This window comes from Pseudoalteromonas sp. SG45-2, assembly GCF_014164115.1.
Lineage (GTDB): Bacteria > Pseudomonadota > Gammaproteobacteria > Enterobacterales > Alteromonadaceae > Pseudoalteromonas > Pseudoalteromonas distincta.
Genome location: NZ_JACJEO010000001.1, coordinates 159,985 through 186,949 on the forward strand (window position 1 = coordinate 159,985; position 26,965 = coordinate 186,949).

Sequence of the window (26,965 nt, forward strand, 5' to 3'; positions counted from 1 at the left end):
GTTACGAATATTTAACTTATCGATTGTTATTGATATTAATCAGACAAACAAATCTTTTGAGGTGAATCACCACAGTGCTCGATAAAACTAATATAGGAGAAAAGAGAAAGGCTAATAGGTTCTATAAACGCTTTATTTAGCTCGAATACTTGAAGGTATCCGAGCTAAGAGGGGTCACACACTATTTATTTTTTATGCTGTAGTTCCCACATACGGGCGTATTCTCCGGCGAGTGTAAGTAATTCATCGTGCTTACCTTGCTCAATAATTTGTCCGGCTTTGAGCACAATAATGGTGTCTGCATCGGTAATAGTAGATAACCGATGAGCAATAACAATACTCGTATGGTTACTGGCAACTTCACGCATTGCTGCGAGAATTGCTTGCTCAGAATGAGAGTCGAGTGCAGATGTTGCTTCATCAAAAATTAAAATAGGGGATTTTTTCAAAATAGCGCGGGCAATGGCAATACGCTGTTTTTCGCCGCCTGATACTTTTAAACCGCGCTCGCCAACCAGTGTTTTATCGCCTTTATCAAGTGTGCCTATAAAGTCTTTTAAATGCGCCATAGCAATGGCTTCGTCAATTTCAGCATCGCTTGCTGATGGTCTGCCGTAAGCGATATTTTCACGAATGGTGGTGTTAAACAGCACGGTGTCTTGCGGGACTATTGCAATAGCTTTTCGTAAACTATTAAGTGTAACTGAGTTTATTGCTTGATTATCAATACTGATTTCACCGGCGCTTACATCATAAAAACGATAAAGCAGTCGCGCCAATGAGCTTTTACCAGCCCCACTGGCACCAACAATAGCTACTTTGCTGCCTGCTTTAACACTAAAGCTAAGATTATTAAGAATAGGGCGATGCGCATCGTAACTAAAACTTACATTATTAAATGTTATTTCACCTTGGCTAATATTGAGCTCTTTAGCATTAAGTGCATCGGTTATTTGTGGTTTTTTGTTAAGTAGCCCAAGCATGTTTTCAAGGTCGGTTAGCGCGCGTCTTATTTCGCGGTACACAAAGCCTAAAAAGTTAAGCGGTAAAAACAATTGAATCATATACGCGTTGATCATCACTAGTTCACCAATAGAAAGCGTACCTGCAACTACCTCGGTTGAGCCCAACCACATTAACGCGGTAATAGCACAGGCAATAATAAGTGCTTGGCCTGAGTTGAGGGCGAGCAACGACATTCTATTTTTTAAACGGGCTTTTTCCCAGTTTGCTAAAAAGGTGTCGTACGTTTTGGCTTCAAACTGCTCATTATTAAAATATTTTACAGTTTCATAATTAAGCAGGCTGTCTATTGCGCGGGTATTACTTTTATTGTCGGCAGCATTTGCTTCTCTAATAAAGCGGTTTCGCCACTGAGTAACCACCACAGTAAAGGTAATATAAATAGCAACTGCCAGTAATGTAATCAGCGCAAACCAAACAGAAAACAACGTGCCAAAAATAATCGCAACGGTCAGTATTTCAAACAAAGTAGGCACAATGTTAAACATTAAAAAGCGCATTAAAAAACTTAACCCACTAGTACCGCGTTCTATATCGCGGCTAATACCGCCAGTTTGCCTATCTAAATGAAAAGCCAGCTCAAGTGAGTGCAAATGCTTAAATACTTTTAAACCAATATCACGCATAGCGTGCTCGGTTACGCGAGAAAATACAGCATCTCTTATCTCACCTAAAAATACGCTAGCAAAACGCAGTGCACCGTACATCAATAACAATAAAGCGGGGATAACTAACAGTGGGTTAATCGACTTATCTACCGAGTCTATAATTTCTTTAAGTGCCCACGGCATTAACAAAGTGGCACCTTTTGCGCCTATAAGCGCCATAAGTGCAATAAAAACACGGCCTTTAAATTTTGTAAGGTAGGGCCACAGTGTTTTTACACTTTGGCGTAAATTCATGGCGTCGGGGCGTTTTTCTGTGCTTTGTCTGGGGCGCATTAGTGATCTCTGTTAAAACTAAATACTTAATTAATAAGCATTGTATTTTAAATGCTTGCCCTTATATACTACGCATCCCTTATTTTAGTTTTAAAACGTGAATGTTTAAATTTAGAGTGTTTTTAACTGCCTTTTTGCTACTTGCTGCACTTTTTAGTGTGCAGAGCAATGCTATGGGCGCCTCACAAAATTTAAATATTACTGTTAGTACGCAGGTTTCGCTTACTGATATTGCCGATTTAACTAAAATACAGCCTATTAGTAAGTCTGTAGATACTGCGCAGCATAAAAAAACGCATCAAACCGATTTTGACGCGCACCAACCAAGGTTAACTGCCAATAATTCATCATTGTTTTTGCACACTGTTCAAAGTGAGCCAGAATACGATGTGGTTTTTGAATTTTTTGCTCAAAATCTTGTTAGGCATATATTCTTACGACCAAGAGCGATTAATCCTATACAGCCTTGGTATACGCTTGTAACTAATAGTAAAAAGTCGCGCTTGAGTGGCTGGAAAGACGTTAATTTACTCTACAGAGCTGTAACTACCTACCACGCTTAATTTTCCTTATTTAATTTTATTAGGTTTTAACTTTTAAAGTTTTAGCCTGCAGATTAATTGTGCTTTTAAAAAGTACGTTGCTAGCTTTGCTGGCAATAAGGATTCAACATGTTAAGTTTTAAAAAAGACAAAAAACCGTCTACGGCTAAGTTCAAATTAAGCTATATAGCCATGCTAATAGTATTGGTTTTATTAGCTATCAGCGCATTACCAAATTTATACCCAAATAAATCGTGGTTGCACATCAGTGCTGCTCCGCACAGTGAAACGCAATCTTTACCGAGCACTAAAACGCTAGTTACTTTTTTAAATAACCAAGGGTTAGAGGTTGAGCAGGGTTTAGATAAGCAATCAACTATTAATGTACTTTTAAACGAGCCAACTAAAAGCGCTCAGGCACAAGCGGCTATAAAAGCGCAATACCCAAACACGCAAGTTAAAATTGTTGAGCATGCAACCAGCCCTACATGGTTACAAAATTTTGGTTTATCACCAATAAAGCTGGGCCTTGATTTAAATGGCGGTGTGCTATTTGTATTAGACGTAGATTTAGATAAAGCCGTTGATGAGCAGTTAGTCAGTGCGTATCAACAAGCTAAATCAATCATTATTAAGCAAAAAGCACATGGCGTAAAAGCGCAGCAAACTCAGCACGGGTTTGAAATAAACGCATTGCCTAATGCAACAGACAAGTTAACCCCCGTTATTGAAGAGCTACAAAGCCGGTTTGCTAATTTAGCCGTTGTAACAAGCAATAACGGCAGCGTTAAAACTGCCAAATTTAGTTATTCGGAGCAAGGCCGCAGCAGCTTTGATAAAGAAGTAATGGGGCAAACACTCACAACCCTTCGTTCACGTATTGAAGAGTTAGGCATTACCGAAGCGGTAACACAGCGCCAAGGAAAGCACCGCATTCGTATAGAGCTACCAGGCGTGCAAGATCCAACCGAAGCAAAACGTATTATTGGTGCAACAGCATCGCTTGGTTTTTATCAATTAAAAGAAATTGGCGGGCAAACATTTAATATGCAATCGGGCGGAAAGATAAAGCTCGATCCTGTGCCAATTTTTACAGGCGATCATATTAATAATGCAAACATAGGCCGCGACGATTGGGGTAAACCATTGGTACAACTAAGCCTAGACGGCCAAGGCGGGGATGCAATGTCGGCGTTTTCAAAAGCCAATATTGGTAAGCCAATGGCGACGGTTTACTCTGAGTACTCTCAAAATGCTAAAGGCGAAGTAGTTAAAAAAAGCGAAGTTATTAACGTTGCCAATATTGCTCAGCATTTAAGTTCGCGTTTTAGTATTACCAATATGAAAAGCCAACAAGCGGCAGCCGATCTGGCATTATTACTACGTGCAGGCTCGCTTACAGCACCCGTTACAATTGTGCACGAACAAACAATAGGGCCAAGCCTCGGCAGCGAAAATATTAGTAATGGCTTAGCCGCGCTTATGTTAGGTATGGGTATTACCCTTGCATTTATGGCGCTTTGGTATCGTCGTTTAGGCCTTATTGCAAACGTGGCACTTATATTAAATTTAACGTCGCTTGTGGGCTTAATGTCATTATTACCAGGGGTTGTGTTAACGCTTCCGGGTATCGCTGGCCTGGTGCTAACCATAGGTATGGCGGTAGACACTAACGTAATAATATTTGAACGCATTAAAGAAGAACGCCGCCAAGGCCGTGCACCATATCAAGCTATTCAAGAGGGTTATAAACAAGCCGCAAATACAATATTTGATGCCAATATAACCACCATGATAACCGCACTTATCTTATACGGCATAGGCTATGGGCCCGTTAAAGGTTTTGCCATTACACTCGCACTGGGGCTTTTAACGTCTGTATTTACAGGTGTGTACGTATCAAAAATATTAAGCCAAACGTTGTATTTAAAAATGGGTAAAAAAGTAGGAGAAAAAGCACATGCTTAACACTTTTTTGAAAGGCGAGGCGGGCACACGTTTACGCTTTATGGGTATGCTTTTAAGTGCCATTTTAGTGCTGCTATCCGTATTTACGCTTACGCAAAAAGGTCTAAATTTTGGCCTAGATTTTACCGGCGGTTATTTAACTGAGTTTACAACCAGCCAAAGTGTTGAACTAAAAGAGCTTCAATCGTTTATTGCTAAAAATCACAACGGTGAGTTTGAGCTAACCGCGCAAGGTAATAGTCATTTTCAATTAAGAGAAGCGCCAAGTGCATCAACAACAGCTAATAGCCTTGATTGGCAAAGCGCTGTTACACAAAACGATGATATAAACGCACAGGTATTATCGTCAGCTTATATTGGCTCACAAGTGGGCGATGAGTTATTTGATCAAGGCTGTTTAGCAATGTTTGCTGCAATGATTGCGGTAATGATTTACCTTGCAGTGCGTTTTGAATGGCGATTAGCGGTAGGCTCTGTGGTTGCGCTAGTGCACGATTTAATACTTGTACTTGGGTTATTTTCACTATTACAAATTGAGTTTAACCTGACCGTGCTGGCCAGCTTACTGGCTATTATTGGTTACTCACTTAACGACTCAATAATAGTGGGGGATAGAGTGCGTGAGCTTTTACGTGTTCAATCAAATAATGTACTTAGCCCAGCGACTATTATTAATAATGCGATTAAAAGCACACTAACGCGCACCTTAATAACGTCGGGTACCACACTTGCGACGGTTGCGAGCGTTTGGTTACTTGCAGGCGCACCACTGCAAGGCTTTGCTATAGCATTATTTACCGGCATTGTAGTGGGTACGTTCTCGTCTATTTGTATAGCGGCAACCTTGCCAGAGCTATTGGGCTTAAGCGCTAAAAACTACGAAGTTAAAGTAGATGCCCACACGCAAACATTATTAGATATGCCATAAGGTTTTTAATAAAGCACAAGCAAAGAGCTGCACCAACCAACAGCTCTTTGCTTGTTTAATGCTAATTTAAGCCCCGCTAGTATTCCCACCAAACTTGCGGGGGTTTAAAACAATGGTTTTAAGCCTAGCAAAAATGTTAAACTAACTGCCTTATTTTTACTGCCAGTATTGTATTAATCCCCATGAATAAAACCCACGTTATCGAACATCTTCGTTTTGCGCTAGAAGCGCAGCTTACAACAGCAAAAGTAGCGGCAAAAACCGCGCACGACACCGCCACACATGAAGAAAACATAGCCGAAAACAAATACGATACCCTAGGGCTCGAAGCCGCTTATTTAGCACAAGGCCAAGCCCAGCGCGTAAACGATTGCTATAAAAGCATAGAATTGTTCGAACCTGCCTTTAATGAAAAACCAACCGACAAAATAGCTATCGGTTCGTTGGTGTGTTTAGAAGATGATAACGCAGCCCAAAAATGGTTTTATTTAGGCCCTGCAGCTGGTGGTTTAACAGTAAACGTTAAAAAGCACGCAATTGCTGTTGTAACACCCGGCGCACCAATGGGTAAGCAGTTACTAAATAAACAGATTGATGATGAAATTACGTTAACAATTGCAGGTAAAGCCCACGAATATGTAGTGGTAGAGATTTTATAAAGCTTTGGTTTTTAAGAGAGAAACGTTTACTGGCAGAGCCATACCAAAGTAATAAACGCTTTTTTATAAATTAATTGTCGGATGGCATGGCTTCGCCACTTATCCGACCTACGTCAATGCTTTAATACCTGACGTGGTGAATATGTAATCTTTAAATGTAGGTCGGATAAGCGAAGCGCCATCCGACAAAGGTAATTTTGTCTCATAACACTATTAAAAGTCGTTTTGGTGCAAAACAACAGAGCCTATTTTATAACATGGCTAATCATTTGTTTACATTGAAGTTATTTAGTGGAATTACTGGGCTAAGTAATACACGTCGTTTTGGGATGTTATAAAACCCCAAAGTGGTGTTCGGTAAGTTGCTAGTTCACTACATCAATTTAGGAGTTCATTTAAAGCACATGAATAATAATTTAGTCAAAGTTTGCTATACAGGTGAAACTGGTTCTAGCGATATAAGAACATTTCATAGAGATGATATTTTATATGTTTCTTTAAGAGACGTACTTATTACGTTAAATAAAGAAAATCGTGAAATTAATGAAAATCATGTCGCTAAATCTATGGTGAACGTGCTTAAAGGGCAATTGAATGCGCTTGATTCAGATGAATATATTATGGAACCAGTCATAGGTGGCAAGTATTCTGATGATGAAGAAATTTTTGTTACACAACCTGGGTTATATCGAGTTTTATCTAGTGATAAAACTATTGCAGGTAAAACTTTCCAAAGATGGTTGTTTCATGAGGTTGTACCTTCATTAACCAAATATGGTGAATACCCACCACCGTTAGTTTCTCAAGACTCTGATGTTAAAAGGCTAGCTACTACTCTTTTAATGGAAATTGAACAAAGAGAAGAGTTGGAACGTAAAACTCAGGAACAATTTAATACACATGAAAAAATGCTAAATCATCTTGGCAATAAATTACAAAATATAGAATCGAACAATCAACAAATTGATTTTATGTGTGTTATGGATTTTTGTAATTTACACGGAATTGACAAAACAGAGGAGCAGCTTGTTCTTGGGTGGTGTATAAAAATCTGTGCAGAAAAAGGAGAACCATCAAGAAGAGTCATAGTTAAATCGCAGGAAGTTCTTCAATTCCCTATGTATGTATTAGTTGCTGCAGCTAAAGAATTACAAATAGATAAATAATTAGGGGACACCCAGCCTAATTACCAACACGATAAACTATTACCTTTGTTCATAAATCTATTGTCGGATGGCATGGCTTTGCCATTTATCCGACCTACGCCAATGTTGTATATATCCTAAATTTACGCTTTATTTATCTAATAGGTATCTAATAATATAGTGGACATACAATGCAATATCGTCGGAATTATGTAAAAGGAGGGTCATATTTTTTTACTGTTAATTTGCTCGACCGTAATAAATCGTTGTTAGTTGAGCATATTGATTTATTAAGAGAGTCTATCCGCGTTGTTAAATTCCAAAGGCCATTTTATATAGATGCATGGGTTGTGCTACCCGATCACCTTCATGCGGTTTTAACCTTGCCAGACAACGATACGGATTATTCTGGGCGCTGGCGAGAAATTAAAAAGCGATTTTCAAAATCACTCCCAAAAACAGAGTTTTTAACTCAAACAAGAAAACGTAAAAATGAGCGAGGAATTTGGCAACGCCGTTTTTGGGAACATACCATCAGGGATGATAATGATTATTGGCACCATGTTAACTATGTTCATTTTAATCCGTTAAAGCATGGTCTAGTTAGTCGAATAGTTGATTGGCCTTATTCAAGTTTTCACAGAGCCGTAAAGCGAGGGATTTATACGAATAACTGGTGTGGCGAAAAGATATAAATTATTTGTAGGTCGGATAAGCGAAGCGCCATCCGACAAAGCCATAGCAACATAATACACTTTAGCTTTGTACAAAAGTTTGTTGTTGAATGAAATAACTTTGGCCTTTATTACGCGTCGGATGGCATGGCTTCGCCATTTATCCGACCTGCGAATTAGCTTTTTTCACAAATTTCGCTGTTACCATCATTTCGCCAATGCCTTCTACTTTACAATCAAGTTCGTGATCTTTTTTATCAAGCACTCTTCTAACGACCGCTTTGGTGCCAATTTTAATTACTTGCGAGCTGCCTTTAATTTTTAAATCTTTGGCTACGGTCACTTTATCGCCATCATTAAGTAAAGTGCCGTTGGCATCTTTTACTAAAATTGCGTCTTCATCATTTGTAGTATTTGGGTTCCACTCATGGGCGCACTCGGGGCAAATAAGCAGTTGTTGGTCTTCGTAAACATATTCACATTGGCATTTTGGGCAAGCAGGCAGCGACATTTTTAACTCTCATAAGGTGTTGTTTTGCGTATTTTAATCTGCATTATTAGTTAATCAATATTTTTCATCTTCACGCTAAAAATATCTCGTTTGTGCGTTTTTAAAAAAGGGCATATAAAGCACATGTCGCTTAAGCAATTTAAGCGCTAACTCGTACAGTAGGTACCTGTTAAAGCACCCATCATATTAAGTGATTCGCGCAATGCCCACTTAGTACGATGGGTGTTTCTATTTATAATGCTTAGTATTTTACTAAGCATGCTTTTTATATTTTGACTTAACTAGGAAAAGTCGTGTTTAAAACCTTAATTGTGGTTGATAACAACGAGCAAACTCTTGCTCAATCGTTCGAAAATGTAATTACGTTTAATACCTACTTACGTGATTACCCAAAACATAACGAACCAAAAACACGCATTATTAATCTGTGCGACTCAAGCCAATACTTGAGCAAAGGTTACTATTGCTCGTTACTTGCTGAGGCGCGCAAACACCAAGTTTTACCCAGTGTAAAAACCATTAATGCACTTCGTAGTGGCCAAGCTCCTATGTTAAATGTGGGCCAAATAGATGGCACACTTTATTTTGGTAATGCCCAAAACGATTTACAATCAAAAGCGGCAAAGTCGGTATTTAAACAATACCCAACGCCTATTTTATTTGTTGATGAGCAAGGCTTATTGCAACAAGGCTCGATGTCGTCTTTAAGCGAGCAGCAGTACAGCGAATTTGTAGCCAAGCTAGATAACTTTACTAAAACGCAGTGGCGTATTAGTTCTGTGCAACGTCGTTTTAGATGGGACATGGCAATACTTGTTGATCATAACGAAAAAGTACCACCGAGTGACAAAGACGCCATTGCACGTTTTATTAAAGCAGCGGCTAAACACGGTATTTATGCACAAGCATTAAGCTTTGACGAAATTGATAACATTGCCCAGTTTGATGCGTTATTTATTCGCCAAACTACAGCGATTGACCACCCAACGTATCGCCTTGCAAGCAAAGCGCAAAGCCTGGGTTTAGTGGTTATTGACGATGCTGAGTCTATTTTACGTTGTTGTAATAAAGTGTATTTACACGATGCATTTAATTATCAAAAAGTGCCAAGTTTAAAAACGGTTGTAGTGGCTGATCAAGCAAATGAAACGCTTGAGCAATTAGAAGAAGCGTTTACGTATCCGCTTGTTTTAAAAATGCCTGAAGGGTCGTTCTCAAAAGGTGTGTTTAAAGTTTCAAACCGTGATGAGCTTGCCGCTAAGCTTACAGAGCTGTTTGAATATAGCGCATTAGTGCTTGCACAAGAGTACATGTATACCGAATATGATTGGCGAGTGGGTGTGTTAAATGGCCGTGCAATTTATGCATGCCGCTATTTAATGGCGCGTAACCATTGGCAAATTTATAACCACGACGCTAAACGGTTTTTCTCTGGCGGCTTTGAAACTCTACCAACCTTTGAGTTACCAAAAGCGGTGTTAGATGCAGCATTAAAAGCATGTAAAACAGTGGGTAGGGGTTTATATGGCGTAGATGTTAAAGAGCATCAAGGCAAAGCATATGTACTTGAAGTAAACGACAACCCAAGTATTGATCACAAGGTAGAAGACGGCTATTTAGGCGACGAGCTATACATGATCATTATGGATGAGTTTAAACAACGCTTAGAAGCACGAGGCCGTGGGTAATAACATGAGCAACCTTGTTATTCGAAAGGCGCTTAGTAGTGATTTAAATGCACTGATTGACGTTGAAAACGCTTGCTTTAATAACGATAAATTAAGTCCGCGTAGTTTAAAACGCTGGCTTAGTGCAAAACACGGTATTTTACTCGTTGCCCAAAATGGCGAGCAAGTATGTGGATATGGATTAGTGTGGTGCCATAAAGGGACTCGTTTAGCGCGTTTATATTCGCTTGCTGTAAAACCTACAATGCAAGGTAAGGGCGTTGCAAAGACATTGCTTACTAGCCTTGAAAAAGAAACGTATGAGCGAGGGCGTATTTACCTTCGTTTAGAAGTGGCTGTAAATAACCAAGGTGCGATAGGGCTTTATAAAAGCTTAGGTTACAGAGTGTTTGGTCAATATAGCGATTATTACGATGACCACAGTGACGCACTACGAATGCAAAAAAACATTCGACAAACGAGTGAGTTAAAAGTGGCGCGTTTAACGCCGTGGTATCAGCAAACTACTGAGTTTACGTGCGGACCTGCTGCACTATTAATGGCAATGGGCGCACTTGAGCCAACAACTGAGCTTACCCAATCGCATGAGCTGGCACTTTGGCGTGAAGGTACCACCATTTTTATGACATCGGGTCATGGTGGTTGCCATCCGTTTGGTTTGGCACTTGGGGCTAATAAGCGTGGTTTTAAAAGCGAGGTAATGGTTAATACCACAGAGCCTTTGTTTTTAGATGGCGTACGTAACGAAAACAAAAAAGTGGTACTTGCCACCGTGCATCAACAATTTGTAGATGGTATTGCACAAGCAAATATACCGCTTACGTATAAAGATGTAGAGCTTGAGCATATTGAGCAGTGGTTAAGTAAAGGCTTTAGTGTGCTGTTATTAATTAGTACATACAGTTTTGATGGTAAAAAATCGCCACACTGGGTGTGTGTTACGCACCTTGATGAGCACTGCGTGTATGTTCACGATCCGTTTTGTGAGCCCGGTAACGATAAACAGCTCGCAATAGATTGCCAATATGTACCTATTGCACGAAGTGATTTTAGCAAAATGTCAGCGTTTGGTAGCCAACGTTTAAGAACGGCGGTGGCTATAGCTAATAAAATATAAGGTTAACAGTGACTTTTTTAGATTTAATTGATGTAGCCCCGTATTCATGGGCAGCTATTGGTACTGCGGCTTTTTGTGGTGCTATTATTGGAATAGAGCGCCAATTGCGCGGCAAGCCTGTAGGTATTCGTACATCAGCCCTAATAACGTTGGGTACGTATTTGTTTTTATCCACTGCGTTTAATTTACAAGGGGATGTAATAGATCATTCTCGTGTAGTTGGGCAAATAATTACAGGTATTGGCTTTTTAGGGGCAGGCGTTATGCTCGCAAAAGATGGTGCGGTAGTTGGCGTAACCTCTGCTGCAACCATTTGGGTGCTTGCATCAATAGGCGTGATGATAGCGACAGAAAACCTTGGGGCTGCAATAAAACTCTCGGTGCTGGTGGTCGGTATTTTATACGGTGTAGACGTACTTGAGGCTAAATTTAAAAGCTTAAGCAAAGGCGTACACACTAAAGTAAAAAACTATCAAAAGCGCTATTATCGAAAAGAATTTAACGAATCAGAACGCCACTAAAAGTGGCGTTTATTAATTATAGCGTAATTGTTTGATATTGGATGGCATCTTCAATAGGAGCTGGGCGCCCAATAAAATAGCCTTGTACGTTATCAACGCCTAGTTTTCTTAGTGTGTTTAATTCATCTTGATTTTCTATACCCTCAGCTACAATTGAGCAATTAATAGCTTTGGCAAATCCGCATAGTGCTTTAGCTAATAAAAACTTTCTACTGTCTTTATTTATATTTTGAGTGAGGCTTATATCTAACTTAATGATATCTGCCTCTAATTCTAAAATATGTTGAAAAGACGAATAGCCAGCTCCAACATCATCTATAGCTAATCTTACGCCTTTGCTTCTTAATGGTTGAAGTGCAGTTCGCATCGCTTGGTAGTCTAAAATAGGTGAATGTTCAGTCACTTCTAAAATTATTCTATTACAATCGATGCTTTGTAATACTTTGTCTATTGAGCCTGATAAAATATGCTGAGGTGAAGTATTTATAGTGATATAAGCTTTTTCATCAAATTGATCTAAGCAATGTAATGTATTTTGTATAGCAAGTATTTCTAATGCTTCTCCTAAACCCAGTTTTTCAGCATCTTTAAACCAAATATCAGGTGTTTTATAGGGTTCAATAAAAAAGCGTGACAGAGATTCATAACCCGAAAGTTGGTTGGTTGATAAATTAAATATGGGCTGAAAATAAATCGTAATATCGTTTGTTTTTATAATATTTTCAATAAGCGACTTTGACTCATTATTTAAAATGTCAGACTGAACTTTTTTTTCGATTAACTCAGTAGCTATTTCAGAAATGAGCCTAAGAAATGACAAATCTTTGTCGTTCAGGGCATTGTCTAATACGGTTTTATAACAGCAAAAAGTTCCATAAACTTTTCCGGTGGATAAAATAATGGGTACACCAATATAAGAGCCAATATTTAGCTTTTCTGTGACTGGCATGTTGCGGGTTATTGGGTGCTCAAGAGTATTAGGGATTATTTGTTCTAGCTCGTTATCAGATATTTTTTTACAGTAAGTTTCGCAAATTGGATCTGAATTACCTACTGATACGCATGTATTTGTAGTTTGGTTATCTACCACTTTAAAAACGCGCTCAGTATTGGTGAATTTTGAAATAAACGCGACTTCCATACTTAAATGTTTTCGTACAAGTGAAAGTAACTTTAATAACTTTGATTCAATAGAAGCATCGCTTTGTGGATCAAAAAGGTGCTTACTAAGTTTATCTCTCATGCAGTTACCTTGGTATGGCGTAAATTATATTATTGATAAGAGTATAATTTATGTATAAAAAAATGCCAATTTAGAGTGTCGTCGCTGGTTAGCCAAACAACTTTCTCCTAACTACTTTTCTGTAGCCACTGGGTGTTTGGCTTAATACTTTTTTAAACACGCGGGTTAAATGCCCTTGGTCGTTATATCCAACTTCTAAAGCCACTTCTTGAATTGATAAATTTGATGATGCTAATAACTCTTTCGCACCTTCTACGCGTAATTGTTGCCAATACTCAATAGGGCTTTGGTTCGTTGCGGCTCTAAAGCGGCGGGTAAAAGTACGATAGCTTAAGCTAAATTGGGCAGCGACTTCTTGCAAGTTTAGCTCGGTGGCTAAATTCGTTTTTAGCCAAAATTGAATTTGCGCAATTAGCTCATCGGGGTGGCGGTCTACTGCACCTTCTAAATAGCGTTGATCTTCGTAGGGTTTGCGTATTTCGTGCGAAAAATTACGCTCTACATGCTGCGCGGCGGCTTTTGTGTAGTACTGGCTGATAATATGTACGATAACATCTGCAAGGGCATTAAGGCTTGCTACGGTATACATGCGCTCTGATTGGGTTATAAAAAAGTCGGGCTTTAAGCGCACCTGCGGGTAGTCATGGCTAAATTGTTTGGCGTAATGCCAATGGGTGGTAGCAGGGTGGCCATCAAGTAAGCCAGCCTCAGCTAATAAACAGTTGCCAGTACCGACACCAATTATATGGCTGCCTACGCTAAAGCTTTCACTTAGCCAATCAACTATTTCTTGATTTGTTCGCACCACTGGGCGTGGGTTCCGCCAAATACCCGGCACTATAATCAAATCGCTGTAGGGCGCGTTAGTTGTTATGCAATCAGGATTTATAGCAAGGCCTGCACGGGTGGGTATAGATTCAGCACTTTTAGCCACTAAATTTATAGCAAGTGGCCTAAAGCTTTGCTTATCAAGATGCCCTTTAGCAAAGGCCTCGCCGGCTCTCAGCATTTCTATAGGCAGCGTTAAACTAGTCACTAATAAATGCGGATATACCGCTATAGCAATGTTTAGAGGTGGATTAGTGTGTTTATCAGTCATATAAATGCTCCGACCAGTACATTTTGGCCTTTTGTGCTGAATATTTGGCTATTAAAGCACAATGTGTGGTGCGTAATCCATTTAAACTGCCTCTTCTCCTTATAACACGTTTCTAAAAGGTAAATTATGACAGCATTACCCGTTATAGTAGGCATGGGTGGCATTAACGCCGCTGGCCGTACTTCTTTTCATCAAGGTTATCGCCGTATCGTGTTAGATAGTTTAAATGCTCAAGATCGCAGTGAAACATTTTTAGGCCTCGCCACACTGATGAATCTAGTAAGCGTTGTAAACGGCCAATTACAAGATACACAAGGTAATAATGTTGAGCAAAGCGACATAGAAGCACGCTTTGGTGAGCAAATTATTGCTGGTACACTTATTCGTAAAATTGAAAAAGAACACTTTGATGCCGACGCAACACCGTGGCAGCAAAAAATGACACTAACCGCATCAAGCGATAACGCAATTGTGTTTGAAACGCGTGCTCGCGACTTACCTGCACCTATTCCAGCTAGCTGGCAAGTTGAAGAGCTTGAAGGCAAAAAAGTTAAAGTAACTATTGCAGCCGACTTAGACGTAAAGCATGACTCAACACGCGATAACCCAATTAAATCTGCTGGGCAATTTCCGACTGGGTTTGATCCATCAGTTATGTATAACAGCCGCTATCAGCCTCGTGGTTTGCAAGCCACTATTTTTGCAGCTACAGATGCGATTAAATCAACAGGGCTTGATTGGCAGCATATTATGAATAGCGTAGAGCCAGATAAAATTGGTACCTATTCAGCATCGGTAATTGGCCAAATGGACGACAAAGGCCTAGGTGGTTTAGTAAAAGCGCGCCAACAAGGCGACCGTGTTAGCACTAAGCAGTTAGCACTGGGCTTAAATACAATGTCTACCGATTTTATTAATGCCTATGTTACGGGCAATGTAGGGACTACGTTTTCGACCTCGGGCGCATGTGCAACGTTTTTATATAATTTACGTGCAGCGGTTAATGACATACAAGCAGGGCGTACACGCGTTGCGGTTGTCGCAAGTGTTGAGTGTGCTATTACACCAGAAGTTGTAGAAGGCTTTGGTAACATGAGCGCACTTGCAAACGTTGAAGGTTTGCGCCGTTTAGATAACTTATCAAATGATGAAGAACCAGATTACCGTAATAGCAGCCGCCCATTTGGCGATAACTGTGGCTTTACATTAGGTGAGGGCGCGCAAGTTGCTATTTTAATGGATGATGCTTTAGCCCTTGAGTTGGGCGCTGATATTATGGGCAGCGTACCGGATGTGTTTGTAAATGCAGATGGCGTTAAAAAGTCGATTACATCACCTGGCCCTGGTAACTATATTACAATGGCAAAATCAGCCGCACTTGCTAGCAGCTTATTAGGTAAAGAAGCACTGCAAGAACGTAGCTTTATTTTAGCCCATGGTTCTAGTACACCGCAAAACCGTGTAACAGAGTCTTTGATTTATCATAAAGTAGCGCAAACGTTTGCTATTGATAACTGGAAAGTAACAGCGGCAAAAGCGTATGTTGGCCATACTATTGCACCTGCAAGTGGTGACCAGTTAGCGATTGCGTTAGGCATATTTAGTCATAATATTATGCCGGGTATTACCACTATTGATAAAGTGGCTGATGATGTTTACAGCGACCATCTTGATATTCGTAATAGCCATTACGAGTGCGCTGATATGGATATTGCTTTTATAAATTCAAAAGGCTTTGGCGGTAATAATGCAACAGCGACTGTACTTTCACCAAAAGTAACAATGCAAATGCTTGCTAAGCGCCATGGCGATGATGTTATGACTAGTTACACACAGAAAAATAGTGTGGTTAGCGCTTCGCAGAAAACGTATCAAACGCAAGCTGATTTAGGCCAGTACGAGCTTATTTATCGCTTTGGCGACGGACTTATTGACGACAACGACATTGTAATAGACGAGCAAAGTATTCAGTTACCAGGCTTTGAAAAAGCAATTACGTTTAGCACAACAAACTCCTATCAAGATATGTTTTAAGCACACATACTTGTTAGCAAGGCGCTTTTTAAGCGCCTTTTTTAATGTCTCAAATATATTTATCTATTAAGTTTTTTCTAAGTTAAGCTCATTAAATGAACTAATTTTTTGTATTTACACTTGCTTTTATATCGATCGTTTGTTTCTATTATATAAACACTATCTAGGATGGATAAAATCGATGAAAAAACTCATATTAGCGCTTTCTTTTACTTCTGCTTTTACTCAACTCCCTGCGTTTGCTGACGACTTTGTCCCTGCTGAGGTGATTAATAAAAATTACGATCAACTTACTAATACCTCACCGCGTGCGTCTCGATTAGAAGGAATTAATTTAAGTAGTTATCTTGTTGATGAAAACGGCCAAGTGAGCGATATCGAAATTGTAGCTACAGCTGGTCAAAAAAAGTATCAAAGAGAAGTAATGGATTACGTGTCTAAGCTCAACTACAAAAGTGCAAAATTAAATGGCGAGACTATACCTGTAGCAAAAACTATTACTGTAAGTTCGCAAAATTTACATGCTGGATTTTCAAATGATAAAGCGTCTCGCGGCTTTTTTAATGATTATGAACAAGCTAGTAAGTTAATCGATGAAAAGAAATACGATGAAGCTAAAAGCCGTATTAATGAGTTAGAAAACGAACATACGAAAAATACGGTTGAGATTGTTTTGCTTGCATGGCTTAAAAGCCAGCACAGTTATTTTGTACAAGACTGGAAGAGCTTTGATCAGCACATCAACGAAGCGTTTTTATTTAGAGGTAACCTACCAGATCAAATTCAAAAGCGTGTGATAAAAAATGCATTACAATGGTTTATATCAAAACAAGATTATGTACGTGCCTATGACGCAATAGATGCGTTAGGCAATATTGAATCCATCACTTTTACACAGCAAAATAAGAAGCAGTTATTAGCTCAAGTTAATGATATTTATAAAAGTTCTGGCGATATAAAACAACAAATAGAGCTATTGCCTAAGCAGGCGGTATTACCTTTATTGTCAAAAAGTGAAGTAGCGCTTGAAGCGCAAATGCCGCTAACTAAAGTTCAGTTACGCTGCGAGAACAAAGTAGTAAATTACGATACAAGCACAATTGATAAAATTGTAATTTCACAAAACGATGTGCGTTGTGGGTTATTAATTAAAAGCGCTCAAGCACAAACCGTAACGCTAAAGCAAAGTGGTGATAGCTTTTTATAAGTTTTACGTATTGGTTAATGATATAAAACCCCGCAAATATTATGCGGGGTTTGTGTTTTTACTTATATATATTTAGCAATTAAGCTATGTTTGTGGCTTCGTTTCCAAACAATGTATCGCTTAGCGAGTAGGGTTGTTAGCCCTATTACAACGGCTATAAATAAAAGTGTTGCTGTGTAACTCATGCCATAACCTTCAGGCAAACCAACGAGCGTATCTGCGTAGGTCATATCGCTAAAATTAAAGCCAAGAATAGGTATAAGTAACCAAGCGATAGCATGTAATAAATACAAATGCACAAGGTATGAAAACATACTTGTTTTACCCAGGACTTGTAAAAAGTTATGCGAAAAATCGGTTTTTAAACCACTTAATGCCTTTAAAGAAATAAGCCCAAGGCCAACAGTAAGTAACATAAACTGCAGCGAAAGCGGATACTTTGTTGGGTTTAGAAACGACATAACAGTGAGTAATGAGTTTGTATGTATAGCAAACTGTGACATGTCACCGTATAAGTTAAACCCACGTAAAATGCCATAAAGCGCAAGGCAAGTAACCCCTAATAACAATGCGTGATTCATCACTTTTTTACTGTATTGTTGCGCTTTGTAATAAACACCAGCGCAATATGCCAATGCCATTAAGCCAACAATAGGGGCAACTGGGTAGGTTGTTCTAATTTGAAAATCAAAAGGGAGATCAAGTACATTTTTTTGATGTGCAATAGACCAAGCAGTATGTGCAAATGTATTAGGCTCAAAGCTTGTTCCATCAAATAAATTATGCCCAAACACCAGTAATAAGCCTGCTACAAAAATGGCATAAATGCCCAGGAAACGCAGCAGTCCTAAAATAACAAAGCCCCAGCCGATAGCCCAAATAACTTGTGCGTATAGCATTGGGTATAGTGGGTTAAAGCTCCAAGACCACGAAACAATAGTAAATTCAAACAAAATTAGCACTAAACCACGAATAATCAAGCTTTGTGAAAATGCTTTAGTGGATACATATTTATGCTCTGTTATAGCCGCAGATAGACCTGCTAAGAATACGAAGAGTGGTGCGCAAAAGTGAGAAACAAAACGCGTAAAAAAGGTAACGGGATCAGTCCCTGGAATAGTCATCGGATCGGTAACTGAGTAATTAAGGCAATAATACATACCATGGTCAATAACCATAAATATAATTATAATGCCCCGTAATATATCAATATGATGTAAGCGGTTATCGGTTGAAGGTAGCGGCATAAGAGAGCTATATAGAGTGATTTAAAACTGTATTTATTATATGTTATATTGTATCAAATTGAAATCGTGTATTTATATTTTACCAGTGATTATACACACGTAATACGACCAATATTTGCTCGCATTACTTGTAATAATACAGCCAATTATCACTTAAACTTTTTTACATACCTTAGCGTTATAAAATTAATAATGGCAAGCAAAATGGCTATTTCGTAACGGCTATAGGCCACAGCTATACCAATTAAGCCCATATTCCAAATACTGGCTGCGGTTGCTGTACCGGAGGTTGATTTGTTATTTTTCAAAATTGCGCCACCGCCAATAAAACCAATGCCAGTAATGATGCCTTGCAACATTTTAGATTGAGCTTCTGCGCCATCTAAAACCGACATCGCTATTAATGCATACCCACACGATGCAACAGCAACAAGAGGAAAGGTACGAAGGCCTGCACCATCATGGCTACGCTCTCTGTCGTAAGCCATAGGTAGCGCAAGTAGGTAGGCAATACCTAAATGTATTAAGTTATCGATGATTTCATTCCACTGTAAATCAATTTCCATTATTGAGCCTATGCGGGTTAATTTTGTTAATAATAAGCAAACAGTGGGCCATTGCATAAATAACTAATAATCAATGGTTTATTGTAGGAAGCTGAGTTTAATAAAAATTATTGAGGAAACTTTTACATGTTTTTATTACTATTTTACGCGATAGTTAATTTGATCTGAGTTTTAAAGCCCCGTACTCTTTTATCATACCTAAAAGACACCTATGTGAACCTTTCGCCTTTAAATAAAACATTAATCACACCCACTAAACTTGAAAAAACAGCGTTACTATTTTGCGCTGGGTTATCTGTTTTTGCTTTTTTATTTCCTGAACTTCTCACAGAACACTTACAACCTACCATTAATAAAATTTTAGGTTATTTAGGGTCGCCATTTTTTATATTGCAGCTGGTGGGTGTTACAAGAAAGTTTATAAATGATTTTAGGTAGTAATACTTACATTTTTTTACAGAGTTACAATAAAAAACGTATACAATTTAGGTAATATTTTGTTAAGGATGAATGATGAAAACAATTATTGTACTTTTGTTTTTTTATTGCCTTTCTGGCTGTACAGTTGCGGGCGCTATTATTGATGGGCAAGCACAATCTCAGGCGCGTAATGATAAAAATAGTATTAGCCCGGCGCAGTCAACACCTTATAAAAACCCACTAGAGCCAGTACCTACAGATAAAAACGGATTTAACTTTACTGATATGGGATTAAAGATAGATTCGGCTCTTGTTAGCCTAGTTAAAGGGGAAAGCACTACTACGCAAGTATGTAGGCAGGTCACTAAAAGTCTAAAAGAGTGTGTAGAGGTAGAAAAGTCATCTCTACACACTAATGAGTCTAAGCAGTTAAAAACTGATGATGAAATAATAAGTGTTGGTCAATAAAGCTGCTTATAAAAAAGTAGCTATGGTCGTAGCCTGCTTGCATTTCAAGTGTAAGCGGGTAGCCTTTTTTATCTGCAATAGCGACTAAGTTTTCTGGCTTAAGTTGTTCTTGTAAAAAACCATCGGCATCACCTTGACTCACTAACATAGGTAAGTAATTAGCTTGCTCTGCGTTTTTCATCAGCTCGCAGCTGTCGTATTGCTTCCAAAGCGCTTTATCATTTCCTAAATAACCAGTAAATGCTTTTACACCCCAAGGGCATTCAATCGGATTTACAATAGGGCTAAAAGCCGAGGCACTTACAAACGCAGTCGGGTTTTTAAGTGCGACCATTAATGCACCGTGCCCGCCCATAGAGTGACCGCTAATTGCTTTTGTGCTTGTTACCGGAAAATGTTGCTCTATCAATGCTGGTAATTCACTAACAACATAATCGTACATATTAAAATGGGTGTTGTAAGGAGCTTGCGTGGCATTTACGTAAAAGCCTGCGCCTTGTGCAAAGTCGTAGCTGTCTTCATTGGGTACGTTTTCGCCACGCGGGCTAGTGTCAGGCGCTACAATAGCAATACCCAGCTCTGCTGCTTTTTTAAATGCACCGGCTTTTTGCATAAAATTTTCGTCGGTACAGGTTAATCCCGATAACCAATAAAGTACCGGTACTTTATTTGCTTCACTTGCGCCAGGTGGTAAAAATACGGCAAAGCGCATAGTGCAATGTGTACTTTGCGAGCTGTGAGTATATTGCTTATGCCAACCGCCAGACACTTTTACACTTGAGATATTTTCTAACATACTTAATCCTTAAAAGCCGTAAACTTAAAAGTATTACGGCTTATTAATAAGCTATTTTACGAATGCAGTTTATTAGTAATGAATGACTGTACGAATACTTTTGCCTTCGTGCATTAAATCAAACGCTTCGTTAATATCTTCAAGGCTCATTGTGTGAGTAATAAAGTCGCTAAGAGCAAATTCACCTGCCATGTAACGCTCAACAATTTCAGGGAGTTGTGAACGGCCTTTAACGCCACCAAATGCACTACCACGCCATACACGCCCAGTTACCAGCTGAAACGGACGGGTTGATATTTCTTGGCCTGCACCTGCCACACCAATAATGACCGACTCACCCCAACCTTTGTGGCAACACTCAAGCGCTGAGCGCATTACGTCAACATTACCGATACATTCAAACGAGTAGTCAACGCCGCCATCTGTCATTTCAACAATAACTTCTTGAATTGGCTTGTCGAAATCTTTTGGGTTAATTAAATCAGTAGCACCTAGTTTTGTAGCTAAATCGAATTTAGTGGTGTTTATATCAACACCGATAATACGACCTGCACCAGCCATTTTTGCGCCAATAATCGCAGACAAACCAATACCGCCTAAGCCAAATATAGCAACAGTGTCGCCAGGCTTTACTTTAGCTGTGTTGGTAACTGCGCCCATGCCCGTTGTTACACCACAGCCTAGTAAGCAAATCTCTTCTAGTGATGCTTCTTTATTTACTTTAGCAAGTGAGATTTCTGGCAATACAGTGTACTCAGAGAAAGTTGATGTACCCATGTAGTGATAAATTGGTTGGCCATCTTTAAAAAAGCGTGTAGTGCCGTCTGGCATTAGGCCTTTACCTTGTGTTTCGCGCACGGCTGAACACAGGTTAGTTTTACCTGAAGTACACATTTTGCATACGCCACATTCTGCAGTGTATAAAGGAATAACATGATCCCCCACTTCAACACTCGTTACGCCTTCGCCAACTGCATAGACAACACCAGCTCCTTCGTGACCTAAAATAGCAGGAAATATGCCTTCAGGATCTTGTCCTGATAATGTAAATGCATCAGTATGACACACACCTGTAGCGGTAATTTTTACCATAACTTCGCCTTTTTTAGGCATCATCACATCAACTTCTTCAACACTAAGTGGTTGATTAGGACCCCAAGCAATGGCAGCTTTTGATTTAATAAATTCAGACATGTGTTTTATTTCCTTTAACTGGCTATTAAAAAATAATTGTAGACCCAATTTGCTTGGGTGATGGGCTTATTGTATTTGTTTCTCAAATAATGATAATCTCAATTTTATTAAAACACTTTTACAGTATGGTAATAATGGCACGTTGGGATGGAATTGATGAGTTTATAGCGGTTGGTGAAGAGGGCAGCTTTACTGCGGCTGCAAAAATGCTTGGGCTTTCGGTTGCGCATATTAGCCGCCATGTTACGGCGCTTGAGCAACGTTTAAATACCCAGCTTTTAACTCGTACTACTCGTAAAGTGGTTTTAACTAAAGAAGGTGAAGTGTACTTACATCAAATAAAGCACTTACAATACGCTATGGACGAGGCAACTCAAGGCCTTGCTCAGCAACAAAGTACGCCTAAAGGTAAAATAAAGCTCACAGCACCAGTTATGTACGGAGAGAGCTTTATTATGCCCATAGTGCATAATTTTATGAAGGAGCATCCCGAGGTAGAAGTTGTTGCCACACTAAGTAACGAGCAAGAAAACTTATTAGAGGGCGGATTTGATTTAGCCATAAGGTTAGGGCATTTAAAAGATTCGAGCTTAAAAGCGCGTAGGTTAAGTGCGCGGCGTTTTATTATGTGCGCTGCACCGCAGTATTTAACGCGATTTGGTGAGCCGCATACTTTAGGCGAGCTAAACAGCCATGAATGTTTAATTGGGAATAGTAGCTACTGGCGCGTAAACGAAAATGGGCGCGATAAACACATTAAAATAGCAGGGCGGCTACAGTGTAATAGTGGTTGGGCGCTGGTGGATGGCGCAAAAAAGGGGCTCGGTATTGTACAACTCCCAGACTACTACATTGAAAACGAAATTAACTCAGGGCAATTGGTGCCTATTTTAACACCCTATCAACCACAGCAAGAAGGGGTATGGGGCGTATATCCACCAAGGCAGTTTGTGGCGACTAATGTACGGGTATTGCTCGATTATTTAGTTAAAGGGCTGAAAGCTTAATCGCGAATTAATGGTTAAGCATGTATTGCTGTAAATATAGCCAAGTATCAGATTTTTAAATTATTTCTTACATTTTACGCCATACCCAAAGGCACTTTTTTCGTGCTACTATTGCTCAATACTTTTACGATAAGTGTTAAAAATAATATGTTTCAACCGGTTAGCTTATTTATAGGGCTTAGATATAGTCGCTCCTCTAAAGGAAATGCGTTTATATCGTTTATTTCGTTTTTTTCTATTGCCGGTATCGCTATTGGTTTAATGGCATTATTTACGGTAAGCAGTGTAATGAACGGGTTTGAAAATAGCCTAAAAACCAATATGCTTGGACTTATTCCGCATGTTGAAGTTAGCGCAGGTAAAAATACTGCCACCCAAATGGGCACCCTTAAAACCGACCTCGAACAATCTCCTTATGTTGATCATGTAAGCTTATATCGCCACGGCGAAGCTATTTTGCAAACGAATAAAGACTTGCACGGCGTTTTACTACAAGGCCTTTATAACGACAGCGGGTCTTTGTATAAAATTACCGATAAAATAGTGCAAGGCGATTGGAAAACTGTATTAAACAAAAATTACAACATTGCTATAAGCCGTTATTTGAGTCGTAAATTAGGCGTTAGCGTGGGTGATAAGCTTCGCGTTATTATGCCTAATGCTTCAACATATACACCTCTTGGGCGAGTACCCAGCCAGCGTTTATTTAAAGTGGCCGCAATATACGAAACCGGATCTGAGATAGATATGGCACTTGCGTTTACAAGTGGCGCTTCACTACAACGGGTATTAAAGCTGGATAAAAACACTGCCCCAAATTTAAGTGTTTCATTGCACGAACCTTTCGAACTAGATGAGTTTATTGAAGCAAGCCAGCGTATTTTACAAGATCATAATTATAGTGATTGGCGCAGTACCCAAGGTACTCTATTTGCAGCCGTTGCTATGGAAAAGCGCATTATGTCTATGTTGCTTGCCCTCATTGTATTGGTGGCTGTATTTAATATTGTATCGGCATTAACCATGATGGTAAGCGAAAAACAAGGTGAAGTGGCCATACTACAAACGTTAGGTTTAACGCCTTCGCAAGTGCAAAAAGTGTTTATGGTGCAAGGCTTATATAACGGCGTAATTGGTACAGCAATAGGCGCATTTTTAGGTGTAATATTTAGTTTATATATAAATGAGCTACTTGCATTAGTGGGCTTAAACTTATTGGCAGGTATAGAGCTTCCGGTAAAATTTGATATTTTGAGTTTAGTAATAATAGCGTTTGCCAGTATTGCTATGAGCTTTTTAGCTACCTTATATCCTGCGCGTAAAGCCGCAAAAGTAAAACCAGCAGAGGTATTACGTTATGAATGATTTAGTAATTAGTTGTGAAAATTTAAGTAAAGTTTATCAAGATGGCAGCAACCAAGTTGAAGTATTAAAAGGTGTTGATTTAGCGCTGCAGCAAGGTGAAATGCTCGCTATTGTAGGGAGTTCTGGCTCTGGTAAAAGTACGCTTTTACACATACTTGGCACATTAGATACCGCAAGCTCAGGTAGCGCTAAAATTAAAAACCAAGAAGTTGCAAAACTTTCGCGAACAGAGCAAGCCGCATTTAGAAACCAAAACTTGGGCTTTATCTATCAATTTCATCACTTATTAATGGAGTTTAGCGCAGTCGAAAACGTGGCTATGCCATTATTAATTAAAGGCTTGAGTGCAAAAGAAGCCAAAGCTCAAGCGCTCGATATGCTCGAAAAAGTAGGCCTTGCACATCGCAGCTCGCATAAACCGTCTGCGCTTTCTGGTGGAGAGCGCCAACGCGTGGCTATTGCCCGTGCACTGGTTACAAAACCTGCGCTTGTGCTTGCTGATGAACCAACCGGTAATTTAGATAAACAAAATGCGATTAAAATTTACGATTTAATTAATGAGCTTAACCAAAGCTTAAACACCAGTTTTGTGGTAGTTACACACGATTTAGAACTTGCCGATAAGCTGGGCAAAATAGCTTATTTAGACGATGGAAAACTAGCTATTAAAGAGTCGCAGCATGTTGCTTAGTGCATTTTTAAGTAAACGTTTTAGAGCCTATTCAGGCCACAAAGATGAAAAAAACGGCTTTGTTAGTTTTATCGCTAAAGCGTCGACTATTGGTATTTTATTAGGTGTCGCGGTTTTAATTGTGGCGCTGTCGGTAATTAATGGTTTTGAGCAGCAACTAGTACATAGATTACTAAGTGTTGTGCCACAGGTTGAATATGTAGCACCAAGTAGACCCATCGCGAATTGGTCGCAAAAAATTGAGGATTTACAAACACAACCGCATGTAACAGGGGCTGCGCCATTTATTGCAGTGAATGGGATGGCGCAATATAAAAGCCAGCTAAAAGCGATAGAAATTCGAGGTGTTGAGCCATCGCTAGAGAGTAATGTATCGGCGGTAAACCAGTTTACCAGTGGTAAATTAGTGAGTCAGTTAGGCCTTGACGATGTAATTTTAGGTAAGCAAATAGTAAAACAGTTAGACGCCAAAGTAGGCGATAACATTACATTACTTATTCCGCAAATTAGTCAAAAAGGTCAATCATTATTAGCGCCTAAACGCGTAACACTTAACCTTGCAGGTGTTATAGAAATGGGCGGACCGATTGATAGTACCGCTGCATTTATACATCTTAACAAAGCACAGCAAACATTGGGTTACGATGAAACCCAAGTAACAGGGCTGCGTTTAAGTGTTGATGATGTGTTTTCGGCGCACCAAATAGCGCTAAAAGTAGGGCAAACTATTGACGACTACGTGTATGTTTCCAGTTGGTTTAGAACCCAAGGTAGCCTTTATCAAGATATTCAAATGGTGCGTACCATTGTTTATATTGTGGTGTTTTTAATTATAGCGGTAGCCAGTTTTAATATTGTGTCCTCCTTGGTGATGGAAGTACGCGAAAAACAAGGCAATATCGCAATTTTAAAAACCATGGGCGCGAAAGACAGTACTATTTTAGCCACCTTTGTAATGCAAGGCTTAATGCAAGCATTTGTAGGCGTGGCACTAGGGACACTAATTGGTGTGGTATTAGCGCTTAATATAAGTGAGCTTTTTACGTGGATAAGCCAATTATTTGGAGCCAATCCACTTGAGGGCGTTTATTTTATAGAGTTTTTACCAAGTAAATTAGTACTTGAAGACATTGGTATTACAGTGATTGTTACGTTTGTGCTTGCGATACTTGCCACTATTTATCCTGCATGGCAAGCAACGCGCGTAGATCCTGCCAAGGTGCTTGGTAACTAGGTATAAGAAGCTCAGATAAAAATTAATAGGGTGGTATTAGTAAACCTGTTAAACTAGGTGCTTATTTAAAATTAAGCAATAACTGCTTGGTTGCTATACCTCACTTTGGGATTTACTTTGACTAATAACGATATTTTACGCCGCATTCGCTACACTTTTAACTTAACTGATACTGCTATGGTCAATGTTTTTGCATCAGCAGAGCATACGGTCACCAAAGAGAAAGTAATTGCATGGTTAACTAAAGAAGGTGAAGAGGCTTTTACCCCAATAAGTGATACTGAGTTTGCAAGCTTTTTAAATGGGTTTATTAATACCCAACGTGGCAAACGCGAAGGTGAGCAACCAGAGCCAGAGAAAAAGCTAAACAACAATATTATCTTTATGAAGCTACGTATTGCTTTAAATATGAAAGCAGAAGATGTTATAGCAACACTTGCACTTGTTGATTTTGATTTAAGTAAGCATGAGTTAAGCGCATTTTCTCGTAAAGTAGATAACAAACATTACCGTGTTTGTAACGATCAAATATTACGTTTGTTTTTAACCGGCGTACAAAAGCAGCATCGTCCAGAAGAGTCTGCTTAGTAACTGGTTTTAGCTAATTAGCTTTTAATTAATGGGCTTGTGTATGTGCAATGCTACATAAAGCCTATTATCAATGGTAAACCCCAACA

25 protein-coding genes are annotated in these 26,965 nt (G+C 39.2%); 17 read left to right on the forward strand and 8 right to left on the reverse strand.

Going from position 1 to position 26,965, the window contains the following annotated elements; translation table 11 throughout:
- Positions 1-185: 185 nt before the first annotated feature.
- Positions 186-1,964 carry an ABC transporter ATP-binding protein/permease gene (locus tag H5116_RS00685; protein ID WP_182715333.1) on the reverse strand — a complete coding sequence of 593 codons (1,779 nt, stop codon included), beginning with the start codon at positions 1,962-1,964 and terminating at the stop codon, positions 186-188.
- Between the two features lie 101 nt (positions 1,965-2,065).
- Between H5116_RS00685 and H5116_RS00690 the strand changes: the two genes are divergently transcribed.
- From H5116_RS00690 to H5116_RS00715, 6 genes are all read left to right on the forward strand, one after another.
- A complete protein-coding gene (locus H5116_RS00690) occupies positions 2,066-2,527 on the forward strand; it encodes a hypothetical protein (RefSeq protein WP_182694981.1) in 462 nt (153 codons plus the stop codon).
- A 108-nt stretch (positions 2,528-2,635) separates the two neighbouring features.
- Complete coding sequence (gene secD / locus H5116_RS00695) at positions 2,636-4,474, forward strand: protein translocase subunit SecD (protein WP_182715334.1); 1,839 nt, start codon at positions 2,636-2,638, stop codon at positions 4,472-4,474.
- Positions 4,467-5,402: a protein translocase subunit SecF gene (secF, locus tag H5116_RS00700; RefSeq protein WP_182715335.1), complete on the forward strand. Its 936-nt coding sequence runs from the start codon at positions 4,467-4,469 to the stop codon at positions 5,400-5,402. The genes secD and secF overlap by 8 nt, the downstream gene beginning before the upstream one ends.
- A 182-nt stretch (positions 5,403-5,584) precedes the next feature.
- The gene (locus H5116_RS00705) at positions 5,585-6,061 is read left to right on the forward strand and encodes a GreA/GreB family elongation factor (RefSeq protein WP_010555055.1); all 477 of its coding nucleotides are present in this window, start codon (positions 5,585-5,587) and stop codon (positions 6,059-6,061) included.
- Positions 6,062-6,465: 404 nt separating this feature from the next.
- The gene (locus H5116_RS00710) at positions 6,466-7,227 is read left to right on the forward strand and encodes a BRO family protein (protein ID WP_182715336.1); all 762 of its coding nucleotides are present in this window, start codon (positions 6,466-6,468) and stop codon (positions 7,225-7,227) included.
- Positions 7,228-7,397: 170 nt separating this feature from the next.
- Complete coding sequence (locus tag H5116_RS00715) at positions 7,398-7,901, forward strand: REP-associated tyrosine transposase (protein WP_182715337.1); 504 nt, start codon at positions 7,398-7,400, stop codon at positions 7,899-7,901.
- A 139-nt stretch (positions 7,902-8,040) separates the two neighbouring features.
- Here the strand turns inward: H5116_RS00715 and H5116_RS00720 are convergent, their stop codons facing one another.
- Positions 8,041-8,391 carry a zinc ribbon domain-containing protein YjdM gene (locus tag H5116_RS00720; RefSeq protein ID WP_182715338.1) on the reverse strand — a complete coding sequence of 117 codons (351 nt, stop codon included), beginning with the start codon at positions 8,389-8,391 and terminating at the stop codon, positions 8,041-8,043.
- Positions 8,392-8,684: 293 nt separating this feature from the next.
- Between H5116_RS00720 and H5116_RS00725 the strand changes: the two genes are divergently transcribed.
- The 3 genes from H5116_RS00725 to H5116_RS00735 are packed head-to-tail and all read left to right on the forward strand — an operon-like array spanning position 8,685 to position 11,717.
- Positions 8,685-10,079 carry a RimK family protein gene (locus H5116_RS00725; protein WP_024605990.1) on the forward strand — a complete coding sequence of 465 codons (1,395 nt, stop codon included), beginning with the start codon at positions 8,685-8,687 and terminating at the stop codon, positions 10,077-10,079.
- A 4-nt stretch (positions 10,080-10,083) separates the two neighbouring features.
- Positions 10,084-11,196 carry a GNAT family N-acetyltransferase/peptidase C39 family protein gene (locus H5116_RS00730; RefSeq protein ID WP_182715339.1) on the forward strand — a complete coding sequence of 371 codons (1,113 nt, stop codon included), beginning with the start codon at positions 10,084-10,086 and terminating at the stop codon, positions 11,194-11,196.
- Between the two features lie 8 nt (positions 11,197-11,204).
- Positions 11,205-11,717 (forward strand): MgtC/SapB family protein, encoded by a 513-nt coding sequence (locus tag H5116_RS00735; protein WP_002960746.1) that lies wholly within the window; start codon positions 11,205-11,207, stop codon positions 11,715-11,717.
- A 16-nt stretch (positions 11,718-11,733) separates the two neighbouring features.
- Here H5116_RS00735 and H5116_RS00740 read toward each other — a convergent pair whose 3' ends face one another.
- Together H5116_RS00740 and H5116_RS00745 are read right to left on the reverse strand one after the other, a co-directional pair.
- Positions 11,734-12,960, reverse strand: a complete 1,227-nt coding sequence (locus tag H5116_RS00740) for an EAL domain-containing protein (protein WP_182715340.1) — start codon at positions 12,958-12,960, stop codon at positions 11,734-11,736.
- 88 nt (positions 12,961-13,048) lie between these two features.
- Positions 13,049-14,059 (reverse strand): GlxA family transcriptional regulator, encoded by a 1,011-nt coding sequence (locus tag H5116_RS00745; RefSeq protein ID WP_182715341.1) that lies wholly within the window; start codon positions 14,057-14,059, stop codon positions 13,049-13,051.
- Positions 14,060-14,185: 126 nt separating this feature from the next.
- Between H5116_RS00745 and H5116_RS00750 the strand changes: the two genes are divergently transcribed.
- The gene (locus H5116_RS00750) at positions 14,186-16,093 is read left to right on the forward strand and encodes a beta-ketoacyl synthase (RefSeq protein ID WP_182715342.1); all 1,908 of its coding nucleotides are present in this window, start codon (positions 14,186-14,188) and stop codon (positions 16,091-16,093) included.
- A gap of 181 nt (positions 16,094-16,274) precedes the next feature.
- Positions 16,275-17,300, forward strand: a complete 1,026-nt coding sequence (locus H5116_RS00755; RefSeq protein WP_182715343.1) for an energy transducer TonB — start codon at positions 16,275-16,277, stop codon at positions 17,298-17,300.
- Between the two features lie 62 nt (positions 17,301-17,362).
- Here the strand turns inward: H5116_RS00755 and H5116_RS00760 are convergent, their stop codons facing one another.
- Together H5116_RS00760 and H5116_RS00765 are read right to left on the reverse strand one after the other, a co-directional pair.
- Positions 17,363-18,547, reverse strand: coding sequence for a DUF1624 domain-containing protein (locus H5116_RS00760; protein ID WP_182715344.1), 1,185 nt, complete (start codon positions 18,545-18,547; stop codon positions 17,363-17,365).
- A gap of 149 nt (positions 18,548-18,696) precedes the next feature.
- Entirely contained in the window at positions 18,697-19,113 is a 417-nt protein-coding gene (locus H5116_RS00765; protein WP_002960738.1) for an MgtC/SapB family protein, read from the reverse strand.
- A gap of 513 nt (positions 19,114-19,626) precedes the next feature.
- Here H5116_RS00765 and H5116_RS00770 point away from each other — a divergent pair.
- Positions 19,627-20,001, forward strand: a complete 375-nt coding sequence (locus H5116_RS00770; protein ID WP_008134020.1) for a hypothetical protein — start codon at positions 19,627-19,629, stop codon at positions 19,999-20,001.
- Here H5116_RS00770 and fghA read toward each other — a convergent pair.
- Positions 19,955-20,797, reverse strand: coding sequence for an S-formylglutathione hydrolase (gene fghA / locus H5116_RS00775; protein ID WP_024595630.1), 843 nt, complete (start codon positions 20,795-20,797; stop codon positions 19,955-19,957). The genes H5116_RS00770 and fghA overlap by 47 nt on opposite strands.
- A 72-nt stretch (positions 20,798-20,869) precedes the next feature.
- The gene (locus H5116_RS00780; protein WP_002960732.1) at positions 20,870-21,991 is read right to left on the reverse strand and encodes an S-(hydroxymethyl)glutathione dehydrogenase/class III alcohol dehydrogenase; all 1,122 of its coding nucleotides are present in this window, start codon (positions 21,989-21,991) and stop codon (positions 20,870-20,872) included.
- A gap of 134 nt (positions 21,992-22,125) precedes the next feature.
- Between H5116_RS00780 and H5116_RS00785 the strand changes: the two genes are divergently transcribed.
- The 5 genes from H5116_RS00785 to H5116_RS00805 all read left to right on the forward strand — a co-directional run bounded on the left by H5116_RS00785 (position 22,126) and on the right by H5116_RS00805 (position 26,876).
- The gene (locus tag H5116_RS00785) at positions 22,126-22,998 is read left to right on the forward strand and encodes a LysR family transcriptional regulator (protein ID WP_182715345.1); all 873 of its coding nucleotides are present in this window, start codon (positions 22,126-22,128) and stop codon (positions 22,996-22,998) included.
- A 147-nt stretch (positions 22,999-23,145) separates the two neighbouring features.
- Entirely contained in the window at positions 23,146-24,363 is a 1,218-nt protein-coding gene (locus H5116_RS00790; RefSeq protein ID WP_033029508.1) for a lipoprotein-releasing ABC transporter permease subunit, read from the forward strand.
- Positions 24,356-25,054 carry a lipoprotein-releasing ABC transporter ATP-binding protein LolD gene (gene lolD, locus H5116_RS00795; RefSeq protein WP_007375330.1) on the forward strand — a complete coding sequence of 233 codons (699 nt, stop codon included), beginning with the start codon at positions 24,356-24,358 and terminating at the stop codon, positions 25,052-25,054. The genes H5116_RS00790 and lolD overlap by 8 nt, the downstream gene beginning before the upstream one ends.
- Complete coding sequence (locus tag H5116_RS00800) at positions 25,044-26,288, forward strand: lipoprotein-releasing ABC transporter permease subunit (protein WP_182715346.1); 1,245 nt, start codon at positions 25,044-25,046, stop codon at positions 26,286-26,288. The genes lolD and H5116_RS00800 overlap by 11 nt, the downstream gene beginning before the upstream one ends.
- A gap of 117 nt (positions 26,289-26,405) precedes the next feature.
- Positions 26,406-26,876 carry a DUF1456 family protein gene (locus H5116_RS00805; RefSeq protein ID WP_182715347.1) on the forward strand — a complete coding sequence of 157 codons (471 nt, stop codon included), beginning with the start codon at positions 26,406-26,408 and terminating at the stop codon, positions 26,874-26,876.
- Positions 26,877-26,965 lie beyond the last annotated feature (89 nt).

Excerpts from the sequence above, each read along its gene's own strand:
- H5116_RS00720 (WP_182715338.1), bottom strand. The coding sequence starts at position 8,391 with ATGTCGCTGCCTGCTTGCCCAAAATGCCAATGTGAATATGTTTACGAA.
- H5116_RS00705 (WP_010555055.1), top strand. The coding sequence starts at position 5,585 with ATGAATAAAACCCACGTTATCGAACATCTTCGTTTTGCGCTAGAAGCG.
- H5116_RS00785 (WP_182715345.1), top strand. The coding sequence starts at position 22,126 with ATGGCACGTTGGGATGGAATTGATGAGTTTATAGCGGTTGGTGAAGAG.
- H5116_RS00780 (WP_002960732.1), bottom strand. The coding sequence starts at position 21,991 with ATGTCTGAATTTATTAAATCAAAAGCTGCCATTGCTTGGGGTCCTAAT.
- H5116_RS00710 (WP_182715336.1), top strand. The coding sequence starts at position 6,466 with ATGAATAATAATTTAGTCAAAGTTTGCTATACAGGTGAAACTGGTTCT.
- secF (WP_182715335.1), top strand. The coding sequence starts at position 4,467 with ATGCTTAACACTTTTTTGAAAGGCGAGGCGGGCACACGTTTACGCTTT.
- H5116_RS00685 (WP_182715333.1), bottom strand. The coding sequence starts at position 1,964 with ATGCGCCCCAGACAAAGCACAGAAAAACGCCCCGACGCCATGAATTTA.
- H5116_RS00790 (WP_033029508.1), top strand. The coding sequence starts at position 23,146 with ATGTTTCAACCGGTTAGCTTATTTATAGGGCTTAGATATAGTCGCTCC.
- H5116_RS00715 (WP_182715337.1), top strand. The coding sequence starts at position 7,398 with ATGCAATATCGTCGGAATTATGTAAAAGGAGGGTCATATTTTTTTACT.
- H5116_RS00690 (WP_182694981.1), top strand. The coding sequence starts at position 2,066 with ATGTTTAAATTTAGAGTGTTTTTAACTGCCTTTTTGCTACTTGCTGCA.
- H5116_RS00765 (WP_002960738.1), bottom strand. The coding sequence starts at position 19,113 with ATGGAAATTGATTTACAGTGGAATGAAATCATCGATAACTTAATACAT.
- fghA (WP_024595630.1), bottom strand. The coding sequence starts at position 20,797 with ATGTTAGAAAATATCTCAAGTGTAAAAGTGTCTGGCGGTTGGCATAAG.
- H5116_RS00800 (WP_182715346.1), top strand. The coding sequence starts at position 25,044 with ATGTTGCTTAGTGCATTTTTAAGTAAACGTTTTAGAGCCTATTCAGGC.
- H5116_RS00730 (WP_182715339.1), top strand. The coding sequence starts at position 10,084 with ATGAGCAACCTTGTTATTCGAAAGGCGCTTAGTAGTGATTTAAATGCA.
- H5116_RS00750 (WP_182715342.1), top strand. The coding sequence starts at position 14,186 with ATGACAGCATTACCCGTTATAGTAGGCATGGGTGGCATTAACGCCGCT.
- H5116_RS00745 (WP_182715341.1), bottom strand. The coding sequence starts at position 14,059 with ATGACTGATAAACACACTAATCCACCTCTAAACATTGCTATAGCGGTA.
- H5116_RS00760 (WP_182715344.1), bottom strand. The coding sequence starts at position 18,547 with ATGCCGCTACCTTCAACCGATAACCGCTTACATCATATTGATATATTA.
- H5116_RS00740 (WP_182715340.1), bottom strand. The coding sequence starts at position 12,960 with ATGAGAGATAAACTTAGTAAGCACCTTTTTGATCCACAAAGCGATGCT.
- H5116_RS00770 (WP_008134020.1), top strand. The coding sequence starts at position 19,627 with ATGAAAACAATTATTGTACTTTTGTTTTTTTATTGCCTTTCTGGCTGT.
- lolD (WP_007375330.1), top strand. The coding sequence starts at position 24,356 with ATGAATGATTTAGTAATTAGTTGTGAAAATTTAAGTAAAGTTTATCAA.
- secD (WP_182715334.1), top strand. The coding sequence starts at position 2,636 with ATGTTAAGTTTTAAAAAAGACAAAAAACCGTCTACGGCTAAGTTCAAA.
- H5116_RS00755 (WP_182715343.1), top strand. The coding sequence starts at position 16,275 with ATGAAAAAACTCATATTAGCGCTTTCTTTTACTTCTGCTTTTACTCAA.